Origin of the sequence: Asanoa sp. WMMD1127 (genome assembly GCF_029626225.1) — a bacterium.
Taxonomy (GTDB): domain Bacteria; phylum Actinomycetota; class Actinomycetes; order Mycobacteriales; family Micromonosporaceae; genus Asanoa.
The window spans coordinates 1,642,725-1,657,397 of record NZ_JARUBP010000001.1 but is presented as its reverse complement, the minus strand read 5'-3'; the positions used below and the strand labels follow the sequence as shown (position 1 = coordinate 1,657,397).

Genomic DNA, 14,673 nt, shown 5'->3' with positions numbered 1-14,673 from the left:
TGTGCTCAGCCTGCCTCGGTCACGTCGCGCCGCGCGGCGGCCAACTCGTCCAGGGAAATCAGCACCTGGGCAGCCAGGACGGCCGCGGTGCCGGGGCGCTCCGGCAGGATCTCGCGGGCCCGGGACAGGTGGATCTGCGCGACCTTGAGCGTCTCGCGCATGCGGGGGCCGGCGTCGCCGGCGCCCGAGAGGAGTTCCATGTCGTAGAGGTGCTCGGCCTCGGTCAGCAGGTCGAACGCGTAGTTGCCGAGCCGCGGACTGCGTAGCGGCGGGCGGTTGAGCATGTTGGCCGTGGTGACCAGACCCTGCACGACGCGCTGGGTGTAGTACCAGGACGGCTTGTCGTAGCGGGTGGTCAGCTGGCCGAAGACGGCCGTCGGCTGGTCCCACAGGTTGCGCCCGGAGCCCTTGTCGAGGCGGCGCTTGTTGAGGTGGTCCCACGTGCGGTCGGCCAGCTCCAGCATGCGGCTGCGGCCCTCGGCGTCGTTGATCAGGCCGGCGATCACAGTGGTGCGCTGGAAGAGCAGCGCCGAGAACTCGGAGACCGTCCACAGCAGCCGGGCCTCGCCGGCGTCTTCGCTGCCGACCAGCGGCACGAGTACGCCCGGCGCGTGCAGGTTGAGCGCGGGGTCGGTGTCGAACGGCCGGCGGGTGATCCGCGCACGGTTGGCCAGCTCGGAGACCACGTCGCCGATGCGGCCCAGCTCGATGTCGGTGCCGCGCTCCTGCACCAGGCCTTTGACGGCGAGCGAGGTGACCAGCAGCGTGTAGTAGTCGGACGCGTCCTCGTCAGTGGTGCGCCAGGGGATGTCCTCGACCGGCCAGCGCGGGCCGGTGCCGAACGTCGCGATCGTCGACCAGTAGGACCGGGTCAGCTCCCAGCGCAGCTGGAGCGCACGCGAGAGTCGCTGCTGTTCCTCGTTGAGCAGACCGAGAACGCGGGTCCGCTCGGAGAAGAGGTCTTCGATGGCGTCGACGGCGATGACCGTGAAGTAGAGGTAGGGCGCGTCCTGGGCGTAGCCCTTCTGTTGCTGCCCGACCGGCTCGGTCGTCTCGATGGGCGGGGCCCCGCTGACGATGCCCCAGGACCAGCCGACCTCGAACAGGCGGTCGGGGCTGTCGATGTCGCCGACCTGGCCGGAACCGATCAGGACCTCGCGGAAGCTCGCGATGGTTTCCCGGAGGTCGCGGCGCAGCGCGCTGACCACCTGGCGCTGTGGCAGGTTCTCCTGGTTGATCATGCCGATCATCGCCTGGCCGAAGCTCGAGTCGATGTCGAAGACGTTGACCGTGAAGCTGCGCAGCAGGCCGGTCATGGCCGCGCTCAGCCGGGTGCTGGCCTGCTCTTCGAGCGAGTCGATCTCCTTGCGGTTCTCCTCGCGGCTCGCCACGGACCGGAGCACCTTGAGGAAACCGAGAACCGACAGCGACAGCGTGACCGACATGGCGAACGAGTCGACGATGTCGAGCCGGAGCTGCTCCTTGGACGGCTGGGCCGGGCCCGACGAACTGAAGTAGGAGGAGCCGGCGAAGATCGGAGTGCCGTCGGGGTCGCTGTAGCGGTCGAAGTATTCGCGGAGGATCGTGATCAGCGTCTTGGGGATCTCGGTCGCGTTGCCGAGCGGGCGGAGCGCCCGGATCATGTCTTCGGAAGTCTCGTCCGGACGGTCGAGCTTGAACGACTCGACCTTGGTGGCCGGCATCAGGATGCAGAGCAGCTGCTCCGCGTCGCCGATGGAGTTGGGCGCGTCACGCCCACCGAACTTCCACTTCTTCTCCCGGTCGGACCAGGACGAACGCACTGTCGCGTTCCAGATCTCCAGCAGCTGTTGACGAGGCTGCATCCTCATCTGTCGCGCACCACCATCCGCCTGACTCCACTGACGCCAGCTAGCAACTCGAGGGAACACTGTGGACGCATGACGAGTGCACCTCATTCGTCCGCTTCACTCAATGATGGACCACGGGTCAAGGCCGCCGAAAGGCCCGTGGGCTCCGTTCCACAGTGGCGGTCTCCACCTGCGTAAACGCCGATGGATCGGGGCGGTGACGCGCGATCGCCCGCGTACACCGGCTTTCATGATCATCTCATGTGGCCAGTGATGCTTCCAAGATCCATAGTGGGTGGACCGACCGAGTGGTCGGATCGTGGTAGCCGAACGTACGGTTTGGCAACCCCCTCGACGGATGCCGGACAGTGGTCTTTTTTGATCAGAGTAAATGTCCCGGTTTCGATGGCTATCGCGTTACGTCTATGTGAATGGCGACGATCTCCGTCTGTTCACGACCTTGGTCGATGGATAGCGTCGCGATAGCCATCGATGGGCCGGGCACAGGGGCCCGGCCGCAAGGGGGAGGGCTCATGCGTCGAACCATCGCGCTGGTGGCCGGAACGGCGCTGGTAGCAGCGATGCTGCCGGCGGCCGCAGGCGCCGAATCGAAGTACGATCCCGGGCCGAGCGGCGCCGACCGCGCCACGCTGGCGTTGGGTGGTCAGGTCGCCGCGAAGGCACCGGCCGGCAAAGCGCCCACGGGCGTCAATCCTTATCTGGGCCTCGTGCCGGATCCGACGACGATCGACTACGCCGCGTGGAAACAGGCGGCCGAAAAGCAGAGCGCGGTCCGCGAGCAGAAGCGGGCGCTGCGCCAGGCGGCCGCCGCGTCGCCGATCCTGGTCGACGAGGACGAGCCCGACGGCACGCAGGGCAGCAACGACTCGACGGCCATCGCCCAGCCCGTGCCCGGCTTCGGCACCAGGGCCAAGCAGAACCCGCGGGCCCGCATTCTCGGCTCGCTCGACAACGAGACCGTCTCCCGCACGACGCTGACTCCCAACACAGAGGACGACGGCGCCATCCCGCTGGCCCGCGACACCGGCATCCAGGCCAGTCGCAACGGCATCACGACCAGCGGCACGATCGGTGACGGACCGCACGGCTCGGCCGCCGGTGACACCGGCGACTTCGACTTCTACAAGCTGACCATCACGCAGGTCGGTGAGACGCTGCGGGCCGACATCGACACCCCGGTCGGGCTGCTCGACTCGATGCTCGCGCTCTACGACGCCGATGGCGAAGAGGTCGCGTTCAACGACGACTCGGGTGGGTTCGACAGCCTGCTGACCTACACGTTCACCGAGGCCGGCGACTACTACCTCGCGGTGACCGGCTACAACGTGCTGCCGGCGGACCCGTTCGACCCCGCCAGCGGTGACGGCGCGGCCAGCGAGGGCGCCTACAACCTGCTGGTCGACGTGGCCCGAGCCGACCTCGACTTCTACGCAGTGCAACTGCGCAAGGGCGACGTGCTCGGCACCTCGGTCACCGGTGGGGCCGCGACGATCACCCTCTACGACACCGCCGGCCGCGAGGTGCACGGTTCGAGCCAGGACCTGACCTTCATCTACCCGCCGAGCAGCCCGCTGCCGGGCGGTGGCAACGCGGTCAGCGAGCACGTGGCCGACGAGGACGGGCTGCACTACGTCGCGGTCAGCAACGGCAGCGGCGCCTACGACATCACCGTCGAGGCGTACCGGCCCAACCTCGAAGGCGACAAGGTCACCCAGACGATCTTCATCGACTTCAACGGCCAGCGGCTCAACACGGCGATCTTCGGTGGTCCGGGCGTCGTGACGCTCAGCCCGTTCCGTGCCTTCCTCGGGCGCTGGGGTCTGACCACGGCCGACGAGAACGCGCTGATCGACCGGATCGTGGCCGAGGTGACCGAGAACCTCAAGCAGGACCTGATCGCGAGCGGGCTCAACGACAAGTTCCGGCTGAAGATCCTCAACAGCCGCGACCACGCCGACCCGTTCGGGCAGGTCAACGTCAGCCGGCTGATCGTCGGCGGCACGATCGCCGAGTCCGGCGTCAACACGATCGGCATCGCCCAGTCGATCGACCCGGGCAACTTCGACACGCAGGAGTCGGCGCTGATCCTGCTGGACGTGCTGAGCGGCCCGGCCGACGATGACGCGTCGCTCAACTTCTACATCACGCCGGCGAGCGACAAGATCGCCTTCATCTCGCAGGCGGTCGGCAACGTGGTCTCCCACGAGGCCGGTCACTTCTTCGGCAACTGGCACGTCGACCAGTTCAACGACACCCTCAACCTGATGGACCAGGGCGGCAACTTCCCGCTGCTCTACGGTGTCGGCCCGGACGGCGTCGGCGGCACCGCCGACGACCCCGACGTCGACTTCGGTGAGGACGAGTTCAACCCGAGCGAGGGATTCACCGGCATCGAGGACACCAAGGGCCGGCTCGCGACGGTCCTGACCCGCTGATCTGATGGGCGGAGGGGGCTCCGGCTCCCTCCGCCCACGCTCAGCCTTGCGCCGACGGTGACGGCGGCGCGCTGGAACCCTGCGGCTCCGTGGCGCGCATCAGGTCGACGATCGCCGCCTGGTCGGCCTTGGACGGCAGGCCCCAGCCGGGGCGGTAGTCGTACACCTGGTCAAGACCGGTGGCGGCGGTGCGCCCGTCGAGGATCTCCACGGCGGTCGCGTCGATGAGGCCGGGATGCTCGACCCCGCAGGCCTCGGCCACCTTGAGCAGGTCACGCCGCAGCGTCTTGATGTAGTTGGCCGCGCGTACGGACTTAAGGGTCGGGTCGAGCCCCCGCGTCAGCCAGCGGTTCTGCGTGGCGACCCCGGTCGGACACGTGTCGGTGTGGCACTTCTGGGCCTGGATGCAGCCGATCGCCAGCATCGCCTCGCGAGCCACGTTGACCATGTCGCAGCCCAGTGCGAACGCCACGATCGCGTTGTCGGGCAGCCCGAGCTTGCCGCCGCCGATGAAGACGACCCGCTCGTGCAGCTCACGCTCGGCGAACATGCGGTAGACCCGCGCGAACCCCACCTGGAACGGCAACGAGACGGTATCGGTGAAGATCATCGGCGCGGCGCCGGTGCCGCCCTCACCACCGTCGACGCTCACGAAGTCGACCCCGCGCCCCGTGTCGACCATCAGCTGGGTCAGCTCGTCCCAGAACCCCAGGTCACCGACGGCCGACTTGATGCCAACGGGCAGTCCGGTCTCGGCGGCGAGCAGCTCGACCCAGTCCAGCAGGCTGTCGGTGTCGGAGAACTCGGCGTGCCGCGACGGGCTGACGCAGTCGACGCCCTCGGTGATGCCGCGGGTGGCGGCGATCTCCGCGGACACCTTGGCGCCCGGCAGCAGCCCGCCGAGGCTGGGCTTGGCACCCTGGCTCAGCTTGACCTCGAGCGCCTTGACCGGGTGCTGCGCCACCAGGTCCTTGAGCCGTGCGAGGTCGAACCGCCCCCGGTCGTCGCGGCACCCGAAATAAGCGGTGCCGATCTGGAAGATCAGATCACCACCATTGCGGTGGTACGGCGAGAGGCCGCCCTCACCGGTGTTGTGCAGGCAGCCGGCGAGGTGGGCGCCGCGGTTGAGCGCCTCGACGGCCCGACCGGACAACGAGCCGAAGCTCATCGCCGAGATGTTGACGACGGACTCGGGCCGGAACGCCTTCGGACGGTCGCGAGCACCGCCGAGCACCTTCGCGCACGGCAGGCGGGCCTCGTACCCGGCCTCCGGTGTGGAACGCGGCACCGCCCGGCCGAACGTACGGTGCTTGATGATCGGATATCCCGCCGTGTATTCCAGGTCATTGTCGGTGCCGAAGCCGAAGTAGTTGTTCTCCTTCTTCGCCGACGCGTAGACCCACCGCCGCTGGTCACGGGTGAACGGCCGCTCCTCGTTGTTGCCGGCGACCACGTACTGCCGGAGCTCGGGCCCGATCGCCTCGATCAGGTAGCGACCGTGGCCGATCACCGGAAAGTTCCGCAACAGCGCGTGGTTGCGCTGCACGAGGTCTCGCACACCGACCGCCGCGAGGGCGGACACTGCGGCCGCGGCGGCGGCCCGGATGCCGCGCTTCATGCTGCAAGGCTTTGCCCGGCGGCGTCTTGATCAAACGCGGTCAGGCGGCCTTGGCTGTCGGGCCACCCGACCAGCGACGCCTGGTCGCCAGCACGAGGACGATGAGGATGACGGAGAGCAGCGGCAGCGGGTGGCCCAGGACAAGCGAGATCGACAGCTCGACGGCGCCGCCGAGCACGGTGGCGGCGAAGATCCAGCCGGGGCCGGTCGGCAGCTTGCCGCGGTCACGGACGCGGCCCCAGGGCTTGCGCACGGACACCCACGCCTGGAACGCGATCGCGCCGGCCATGAGCGCGGTGCCGACGACGAGGGGGAGCGTCGGACCGTCGGTCAGCGACCGGGTGAGGGCGGGCGACAGGACGAAGATGCCGGCGTAGACCTGCACCATGCTGATCGAGAACTTTGTCAGCACCCACCAGTGGAGGAAGAAGCCCCAAGGGGTGGCGGCGGCCAGGGCGATGCCGGTGCAGGCGGAGATGCCGGCCATGGGGGCGAGCAGGCGGCCGTCGATGCGCTGCGCCATCGCGGTGGCGGCATCCCGCACGACGGTGTCGTCAGCGGCGAGACCGACGGCGAGGAGCACGCAGAGCGCCATCGCCTGCGCCATCCAGCCGACGGAGGTCAGGATGTGCAACCACACGGTGAGCTGCCGCCATCGTCGCGCCATCCGTCGATGGTCCAGGCCAACCGGCAACGGCAAAAGGGGAGGAAACCCGGGATTCGAACCCAGGGTTCACCCGGAGAGGGACTGGGTTCGGCCGTCCGATGACACGATGCGTGCCGTGAGGTGGCTGCGGCTGCTCCGCGCGGCGCCTCAGGGCACCAGGATCTCCGGACGGGGACAAGGTCATTCGTCCGGTTGGGCGCTCCGCCCGGGGGAGGGTGGCGGCGCGGGGTTTCCTCGGGATCGGGGTTGCCGCGCCAGTTGCGGCTCTGCCTGGGCACGATCTTTGCTTGCGGCGGCGCAGCGTGCTCTCTGTGACCATGTGTGTTGAGTCAGGTCTACGCTCGGGTGTTCACATGATCGTGTGTGCGTGGTCTGGACGACCCGTCGTGCAGCGGCCAGGTGGGCTGCACGCGATCATGGCGGTGCGGCGCTGATTACCGGCTGGGCTGCACTTGATCAGGCTGCGGGCGGGTCTGCCGGGCATGGCTGAGCCGAATCAAGACGTCGCGCGGCGATGCGGGCCAGGTCCCGGGATATGGCGTGGCGCGGGGCGATGACCCGGCGACGCCGCCGGGTCCGCGGCAAGTGTCGGTCGCGGCGCCGTGAACTAAGCCGCCGGTGAGTGGTCTGGCGGGGCGGTCGGGCGGTGGTCGGTGGGCTGGGGCTCCTCCGGCGCGGCGGCGATGGCTAACGGCTGTTCCTGCTCCCGGTACGCCTGCTCGCGGTCCGGGCGCGCCGGGCCGATCGGCGGCTCGTGCTCCCCGCGTACGGCGACCATCTTGAACTCGCCCGTCTGCTCGCTGATCGCCGCAGCTGCCATGACGGCCGCCGCTGCCCGGTCGGCCATGCGCTTGGCCTCCCGTTGCATCCGTGCCCGTGCTTCCATCGTCTGGTGCTCGACCGCTTCCGCCGTCTGGCGGGCGTGGTCCAGCCGCGACAGCTCCGCGCTCAGCTCTTGTCGGGTGGCCTGGAGCCGGTGGGCCAGCTGGGCCAGTTCCTGCTCGACCGCCGCCCCGTCGTGGCGGAGCTGGCCGAGCTGCTGCTGCGCCTGCTCCTGCGCGTTGCGCAGCTGTGCGAGCGCCTGCTGGCGGGCCTCGATCTCCTGCTGCGCCAGCGTCAGTTGCTGCTGATGCGTCTGCATCTGCTGGGACGCTTCCGACTGCCGCGCTTCGTCGGCTTCCATGGCCGCCGCGCGGTGGTCGTTGATCTCGCGTTCGACGTCCGCGCGCCACTGGGTGAGTTCCTGGCGGGTCTGCTCGTGCGCCGACTCGATCCGGGCCCGCGCTTCGCCCTCGGCGCGTTCGATCGCGGCGACGCTGGCCTCGTGGCGGCGCGCCGACTCCTGCTCGGCCGCCTCCAGGGCCGCCTGGCCCTCGGCCCGCAGCTGCTCCGCCTTTTCCCGGGCCGCCTCGAGCACCTTCTCGGCCGCGGCCTTGATCTCGGCGGCGTGTTGGCCGGCGGCGTCGACGATGGCCTGGCCCTGCTTCTCGGACAGGGCCAGGATCTCGTCGACCATGGAGCCGAGGTGGCGGAACGACGCGCGGTCGAGGCGGGGCGGCCGGTCCCGCAGCTCGGTCAGCTCGCCGTGCACCTGCTCGAGGTTGGCGGTGAGGCTGCGGATGTGGTTGTGCGCCTGGTCGCGTTCGGCGCCGAGCTTGGCGATCCGCTCGGCGGTGTCGGCGACGTGCCGGTCGACCTGCTTCTTCTCGTAGCCGCGCATCGACGTGTCGAACGCCGGCGTGTCGTAGAGCTGCTGACCTTGGGACATGCGCCATCCTCCACTGCACGCGCTCGATCGGCGGGACTATACCGCTCCCACGGCACGCTCCGACAGCAGCAAGTTGACGTCACCGAACTCGTGCCAGCGGTAACCGGCCGACAGCGCCTCCTGGTAGGAGCGGGCCACGAGGTCCGGCCCGGCCACCGCGGCCAGCAGGTCCAGGTGCGAGGCGCGCGGTTCGTGGAACCCCGTCAGCAAGCCGTCCACGACCCGCACGCCCCGCTCCGGCGTCACCACCAGATCGGTCCAACCCGAACCCGCCTGGCCGCCGGTGGTCTCCAGCGCCCGGACCACGGTGGTGCCGACCGCGATCACCCGGCGCGCGCCCGCCAGCACCCGCGCGGTCGACTCAGGGACCGAGAACCACTCGGGGTACGGGCGTTCGTGCGCCTCGGCCGACGCCACACCCGTGTGCAGCACGATCGGCGCCAGCACCACCCCGGCGGCGACGAGCCGGGTGACGACCCGGTCGGTGAACGGCCGCGCCGCGCTCGGCATCTCCGCGCTGCCGGGCTGCGTCGCGAACACCGTCTGGTAGGACGGCAGCGGCCACGGCCGCGGCACATAGCTGTAGCGGATCGGCTCCCCGAAAGCGGCCAGATAGCCGTGCACATCCTCGAACGACAGCGAAGCCACCCAGAGCCGACCACGGGAGTACGGCGTTCGCAGCGTCACCGTCCCACCACCCCGCAGCGGGAAGCGCTGGCCGGCGACCGACGTCAGCGGTCCGGTGGTCGGCCCGGCCGCGGCCCGGACGCGGGGCTCGACCAGCCAGCTCCCGTCGTCCAGCGCCGTCGAGAAGTGCACGACGTGCCCGTCGAGGGTCGGCACCGCCGCCGGCAGGGTCGCTGACGTGTTGACCACCAGCACGTCGCCCGGCCGCAACACCGACGGCAGGTCGCGGAAGACCCGGTGGGACTGGGCCGCGGGTGTCGACACGAGCATGCGTACGCCGTCGCGGGGCACACCCCGGGCCTCGGGCGGCTCGTGCGCCGACAGCTCGTCCGGCAGCACGAAGTCGAGCGACGCCACCGCGGTCACCACTGCGCCACCCGAATCCGGCCCGACTCGGGTCGCGCGGCCAGCACCCGCAGGAACGCCGGCACGACCGACTCCGGCTCCGGCCGGTCGCTGATGTCCTCGCCGGGGAAGGCCTCCTGGTGCATCCGCGTGCGCAGGTCGCCCGGATCGGCCCACCACACGCGTACGTCCGGCTCTTCGACCGACAGGATCCGGCTCAACTGCTCGAGCGCCGCCTTGGCCGATCCGTAGCCACCCCAACCGGCGTACGGCTCGATCGCGGCGTCCGAGGTCACGTTGAGCACGGCCCCACCGCGCTTGCGGAGTGTCGGGAGGGCGAGCTGGGTGAGGGCGAGCGGCGCGTGCACGTTGACCTCGTACACCTCGCGCAGCGCCTCGATCGGGTAGTCGGCCAGTGCCGGCTGCGGTGACGGCCCGAGGATGCCGGCGTTGTTGACCAGCAGGTCGGCGCCGCCGTAACGGTCGGCCGCCTCGATCAGCGCCGCCCGGTGGCCCGGGTCGAGGACCGAGCCGACCACCGGGGTGACGCCGGGGTCGAAGCCGACCGCGGCCAGGGCAGCGGCGTCGCGGCCGTCGACGATGACGTTCCAGCCGGCCCGGGCGAGCCCGCCGGTGAGCGCGCGGCCCAGACCACGGGACGCGCCGGTGATGATCGCTGTTGTCATGCCTTCAACGCTAGGAACGACGCCGGCCGATGCCATCGGTCCATGGCCAAGCGCGGCCCGGGACCTTGGTCCTAGGACCATCGGACGGGGATCACGGCCGCCCGGGCCGCGCTACGGTGCGAAGGTGGACGCGCGCGAAGAACTGCGGGCGCTGAGCGCCGCCGTACTCGCCGTCACCGCGCGCCGATCGGTGCACGAGGTGCTGCAGACGATCGTCTCCTCGGCCCGGCGGCTGCTGAACGCGCGGTACGCCGCGCTCGGTGTGCCCGATGCCGACAGCGGCTCGTTCGCCGAGTTCGTGGTCGACGGGATCAGCGACGCCCAGTGGCGGCTGATCGGCCCGCTGCCCCGGCAGCACGGGCTGCTCGCCGTCATGTTGCGCGACCCGGCGCCGCTGCGGCTGTCGGACATCCGCGCCCACCCGCGGTTCGAGTACTGGCCCAAGCACCACCCCGAGCTCCGCGACTTCCTCGGCATGCCGATCGTGCACGGCGAGGAGATCCTGGGCGCGCTCTACCTGGCCAACAAGCGCGACGGCGAGTTCGGCCAGGAGGATGAGGACCTGCTCCGGATCCTCGCCGGGCACGCGGCGATCGCCCTCGTCAACGCCCGGTTGTACGAGCGCAGCCGCGAACTGTCGGTCCTCGAGGAACGCGACCGGATCGCCCGCGAGCTGCACGACTCGGTCGCGCAGAAGCTGTTCGGGCTGCGCCTGACCGCTGACGCCGCGGCGGCGCTGGTGGCCCGCGACCCGGACGGCGCCGAGGCCCAGCTCCGGACCGTGCGCGCCTTGGCCGCGGAGGCCGCCGACGAGCTGCGGTCGATCGTGGTGGGAATGCGGCCGGCCGATCTGGCGGCGGAGGGCCTGGACGCCGCGCTGCGCAAGCAGGTGCGCCTGCTCGACCGGGTGCACGCGGCGCGGGTGCGGTTGCGGGTCCGTTCGGCGGTGCCGCGGCTGGCGCCGGACCGGGAGGACGCGGCGTACCGGGTGGCGCAGGAGGCGCTGCACAACGCGTTGCGGCACGCGGACGCGCGTACGGTCGAGGTCAGGTTGTTCGTCGACGGCGCTTTCCTGGTCGTGGAAGTCTGCGACGACGGCGTCGGCCTCCGCCCGGCCGACCAGTCGTCGCTGGGCCTCGCGTCGATGCGGGACCGGGCCTCGTCGGTCGGCGGCGCGTTGCGGGTCGTCTCCGATGCGGGCAAGGGGACCACGGTGCGGCTGGAGGTGCCCGTTGGCTGAGCGGATCCGGGTCCTCGTCGTCGACGACCACGCCATGGTGCGGCAGGGGCTACGGGCGTTCCTGTCGGTGCAAGATGATCTCGAGGTGGTCGGCGAGGCCGACGACGGCGCGTCTGCGGTCGCCGCGGCGGCGGAGCTCTTGCCCGACGTGGTGCTGCTGGACCTGCGGATGCCGGGCATGGACGGCGTCGCGGCGCTTCGGGAGCTGAGTGCGCGCGGCATCCCGTCCCGGGTCCTGGTGATCACGAGCTTCACCGAGCCGGCCGCGGTCCTGCCGGCGGTCCGCGCGGGAGCGGCGGGCTACGTCTACAAGGACGTCGACCCGCCCGCGCTGGCGGCCGCGATCCGCTCGGTCCACCTTGGACACATGCTTCTCCACCCGGAGGTGGCGCGGCTGCTGAGCGAGGGCGAGTCGGCGGCGGACCCGGCGCGACTGACGCCGCGGGAGCGACAGGTGCTGGCCGAGATCGGCCGGGGCCGCTCGAACCGCGAGATCGCCCGGGCGCTGGGGTTGGCGGAGAAGACGGTAAAGGCTCACGTGAGCGCGATCCTCGCCAAGCTCGGCGTACAGGACCGCACCCAGGCCGCGCTGTACGCCGTACGCGCGGGACTTGCTTAGGTTGGCTTGGCGGCGGGCGCTGTTAGCGTCCGGCGGGTGTCGGTTTCCGAGCTCCGCTACGAGGCCCGCCGCCTGCGCATCCCGATTTCGGGGCCGTTCGAGTCCTTCCGCGAACGCTACGAGTCGGCCGTCCCGGCCGTGGATTTCGCGGAGCTGAACGCCCTGATCGCCGCGGAAGCGCCGTGGACGGAGATCGTGGCCGCGGTGGAGGCGGCGGCCCCGTGGGGCTTCCTCCGCTACTGGTCGAGCGACGACGGCCCGCTGATGCGCCTGGCCCACGACCCAGGCGACTGCGTGGTCTACCTGATGGGCAACCACGTCCTGGCGGAACGCATGTACCGCCACGACCAGGCGGCGATGCTGCATGCGCCACTGCGCGCGATGATCGCGTCGCGAGCCGGCGAAACGCATTTCATCATCGACCAACCGAGCGCCACGTTCGCGTCATTCGGCGCAGTAGGCCACGACGACATAGCAGCGGTCGGGCTGGAACTGGACCACAAGCTGGCCGCCCTCCTCGCCCACCTGAACGCCCCGGTCCCGCCGACACTGCGCGGCGCCTGATCGTGGTCCCGGTTCGAGCTCGGCCTGACTCTTCAACCAAGTGCATGGATGGTGACTGTTCGAACACGAGGAACTACACTGAGCCATCGGGGGAGAAGGGCGCGCGATGGCGAAGGGCACGTCGTCTGGCTTGCTCGATGAGCACCGAGCTCAGTCGATCTTCAAGCACACCATTCTCGCTACATATGTGATGCCGTTCGCCGAGATGACAGGTTCCAGGGCACCGAACAGGCGCGTAGTAGTCCTGGACGGGTTCGCCGGACGAGGCCGTTATCCCGACGGCAGTCCGGGTTCAGCGGAGCTGATCCTGAAGGCGTCTGCCAACGCACGGCGAGCCGTCATAGAGTCCATTCTGGTCGAGAAGAAGCCGTCCGATTTCGCTCTTCTTGCAGAGGTGGTAGGCGAGTATCGCGCGGCCGGTGTGCGCGCCGAGGCGCTGCCCGGAGAGGTTTTGCGGCATCTTCCGACAGTGCTTGAGCGGGCCCAAGCCGTTCCCCTCTTCTTGTTCCTAGATCCATGCGGCGCCAACCTTCCGTACAACAAGCTTGCCGCGGTGTTGGCGAGCGACCGACAGGCGAGCTGGCCCGCGACGGAGGCCCTTCTCAACTTCAGTGCCGACCTCACCCGTCGTGCCGCTGGCGCGTTGAAGGCCGGTCTGAAAGACCACGACGCGCTCCCCGTAATGGACCGCACATGCGGCGGGCCGTGGTGGCGACAGGTCGCCCTCGATGCGTACGCATCTTCACCAGCAGGCGACTTTGAGACCGCCGCGTTTCGGGTGGTAGCGGAATATGCGAACCGGCTCGGAGCCGCCAGCGGCATGCATGTGGTGACTGTGCCGGTTCGCAGACGTGCGCATCACCAACCGGTGTACCACTTGGTTTTCCTGAGTCGACGAACGCATGGAGTCTGGGTCTTCGCCGACGCTGTCGCCCGAGCCCGACAGCAATGGATGCGGGCATTAGGCCCAGCCGCGGATGACGACGTCGACGCGTTGTTCTCGTTCGCCGACACGGTTGATCAACAGATCGAGTCGGAGCAGCGGGCAGCGGAGCAGGCTGTGGTTCGTAATCTCCGCGCCATGCTCGTTAGCGTAGGGCCTATACGGCTCGTCGATCATGTGTGGGCGGTTTACGGAGACCGCTACGGTGTGGCGTCCGAGTCCACTGTGCGCAAGGCGTTGCGAACGTTGGAGCGGGCCGGTGAGCTTGAGGTCGTCGGCAAAGCTCAGCAGCTGCGGGACTTCATCGTGGCAGCTCCGAGATCGTTCACGCCGTAGCTGCAGGCGTGTGGGAGGGCATCTGGTCCCAGGTGCGTCCGTCGAGGAGTCGGCCACCTTGTTTCGGCGTTCGGCCGCCCCACTGCTTGAAGAAGAAGGGAACTTCGGCGGCTAGGCAACGCTCGCGTAATCCGGCGACCCATTCTGGCGCTACGGGTCGGAAGCGTGGGCCGGATTCACCGCCGGCTATGACCCAGCCGATGCCCTCCAGGTCGACCTCGTTGAGCGGTCCAAGGAGCGGTTCGCAAGACAAGAATCGTACCGCCGCTGGAACCGCGCGAAGATCTTCAACGCGCTGGAGCGAGGCCGAGTCCTCGACGGACACGCCCATCCAAAGGTTGCGGGGCCAGTCGAGCCGATCGGCGATCTTGCGGAGGCGACTCGACCGTTTCGTCAGAATCTGATAGGTGTGCTGCGGAGTATCCGCGATGACCGCGAACACATCGCGTACGAAGTCTGTCGGGACACGGGCGTGGAATAGGTCGCTCATCGAGTTGACGAAGACGGTACTAGGTGTCGTCCAGTTGTAAGGCTGGCGCAGCGCGGACGGATGAACCGTCAGCTGGAAGCCCGGGCCAGACGTCCGAGGGTCGCCGTCGTTCTGGTACTTGGCAGCGCCCATCGCCTTGAGCCTCTTGGCCAGAGTTAGCGCATAACAGTTGTCACAGCCCGCCGAAATCCGGTCGCATCCGGTGCTGGGATTCCAGGTGACCTCTGTCCACTCAATCGCGGTCCGGGTAGCCACCCGACCTCACCTCCGCCAGCCCTCAACATGGTCGCGCTGCCCGAAAGTATAAATTTTGACCGGTCAAAATTTATCACTAGCATCCAGGTCGTGCCAGCAGGGCGCACCCGACGTGACGAAAGCCGGTTCCGCGAGCAGGCGGCACTGCTCGCTAGCCGGCTACGCGCTGT

The 14,673-nt window shown here is 69.4% G+C and carries 12 protein-coding genes; 5 read left to right on the top strand and 7 right to left on the bottom strand.

Annotation, left to right across the window (positions count from 1 at the left end; all coding sequences use genetic code 11):
• Window positions 1–5 precede the first annotated feature (5 nt).
• On the bottom strand, window positions 6–1,850 hold the full coding sequence (locus O7635_RS07990) for an SCO2524 family protein (RefSeq protein WP_278079773.1): 1,845 nt from the start codon (window positions 1,848–1,850) through the stop codon (window positions 6–8).
• A 512-nt stretch (window positions 1,851–2,362) separates the two neighbouring features.
• Between O7635_RS07990 and O7635_RS07985 the strand changes: the two genes are divergently transcribed.
• Complete coding sequence (locus tag O7635_RS07985) at window positions 2,363–4,285, top strand: DVUA0089 family protein (protein ID WP_278079772.1); 1,923 nt, start codon at window positions 2,363–2,365, stop codon at window positions 4,283–4,285.
• A gap of 40 nt (window positions 4,286–4,325) precedes the next feature.
• Here O7635_RS07985 and O7635_RS07980 read toward each other — a convergent pair whose 3' ends face one another.
• From O7635_RS07980 to O7635_RS07960, 5 genes are all read right to left on the bottom strand, one after another.
• Complete coding sequence (locus O7635_RS07980) at window positions 4,326–5,903, bottom strand: FMN-binding glutamate synthase family protein (RefSeq protein WP_278079771.1); 1,578 nt, start codon at window positions 5,901–5,903, stop codon at window positions 4,326–4,328.
• 40 nt (window positions 5,904–5,943) lie between these two features.
• The gene (locus O7635_RS07975) at window positions 5,944–6,570 is read right to left on the bottom strand and encodes a hypothetical protein (RefSeq protein WP_278079770.1); all 627 of its coding nucleotides are present in this window, start codon (window positions 6,568–6,570) and stop codon (window positions 5,944–5,946) included.
• 607 nt (window positions 6,571–7,177) lie between these two features.
• Window positions 7,178–8,338 (bottom strand): hypothetical protein, encoded by a 1,161-nt coding sequence (locus tag O7635_RS07970; RefSeq protein WP_278079769.1) that lies wholly within the window; start codon window positions 8,336–8,338, stop codon window positions 7,178–7,180.
• A gap of 36 nt (window positions 8,339–8,374) precedes the next feature.
• A complete protein-coding gene (locus O7635_RS07965) occupies window positions 8,375–9,382 on the bottom strand; it encodes an S-adenosylmethionine:tRNA ribosyltransferase-isomerase (RefSeq protein WP_278079768.1) in 1,008 nt (335 codons plus the stop codon).
• Window positions 9,383–9,387: 5 nt separating this feature from the next.
• Complete coding sequence (locus tag O7635_RS07960) at window positions 9,388–10,056, bottom strand: SDR family oxidoreductase (protein WP_278079767.1); 669 nt, start codon at window positions 10,054–10,056, stop codon at window positions 9,388–9,390.
• A gap of 124 nt (window positions 10,057–10,180) precedes the next feature.
• On the opposite strand from O7635_RS07960, the gene O7635_RS07955 reads away from it, so the two are divergent.
• The 4 genes from O7635_RS07955 to tcmP all read left to right on the top strand — a co-directional run bounded on the left by O7635_RS07955 (window position 10,181) and on the right by tcmP (window position 13,758).
• Complete coding sequence (locus O7635_RS07955) at window positions 10,181–11,296, top strand: GAF domain-containing sensor histidine kinase (RefSeq protein WP_278079766.1); 1,116 nt, start codon at window positions 10,181–10,183, stop codon at window positions 11,294–11,296.
• Window positions 11,289–11,915 carry a response regulator transcription factor gene (locus O7635_RS07950; protein ID WP_278079765.1) on the top strand — a complete coding sequence of 209 codons (627 nt, stop codon included), beginning with the start codon at window positions 11,289–11,291 and terminating at the stop codon, window positions 11,913–11,915. Before O7635_RS07955 ends, O7635_RS07950 begins: the two co-directional genes overlap by 8 nt.
• 36 nt (window positions 11,916–11,951) lie before the next feature.
• A complete protein-coding gene (locus O7635_RS07945; protein WP_278079764.1) occupies window positions 11,952–12,479 on the top strand; it encodes a DUF302 domain-containing protein in 528 nt (175 codons plus the stop codon).
• 106 nt (window positions 12,480–12,585) lie between these two features.
• A complete protein-coding gene (tcmP, locus tag O7635_RS07940) occupies window positions 12,586–13,758 on the top strand; it encodes a three-Cys-motif partner protein TcmP (protein WP_278079763.1) in 1,173 nt (390 codons plus the stop codon).
• Here tcmP and O7635_RS07935 read toward each other — a convergent pair.
• Complete coding sequence (locus O7635_RS07935) at window positions 13,748–14,503, bottom strand: phage Gp37/Gp68 family protein (protein WP_278079762.1); 756 nt, start codon at window positions 14,501–14,503, stop codon at window positions 13,748–13,750. The two genes, tcmP and O7635_RS07935, sit on opposite strands and share 11 nt — an antisense overlap.
• Window positions 14,504–14,673 lie beyond the last annotated feature (170 nt).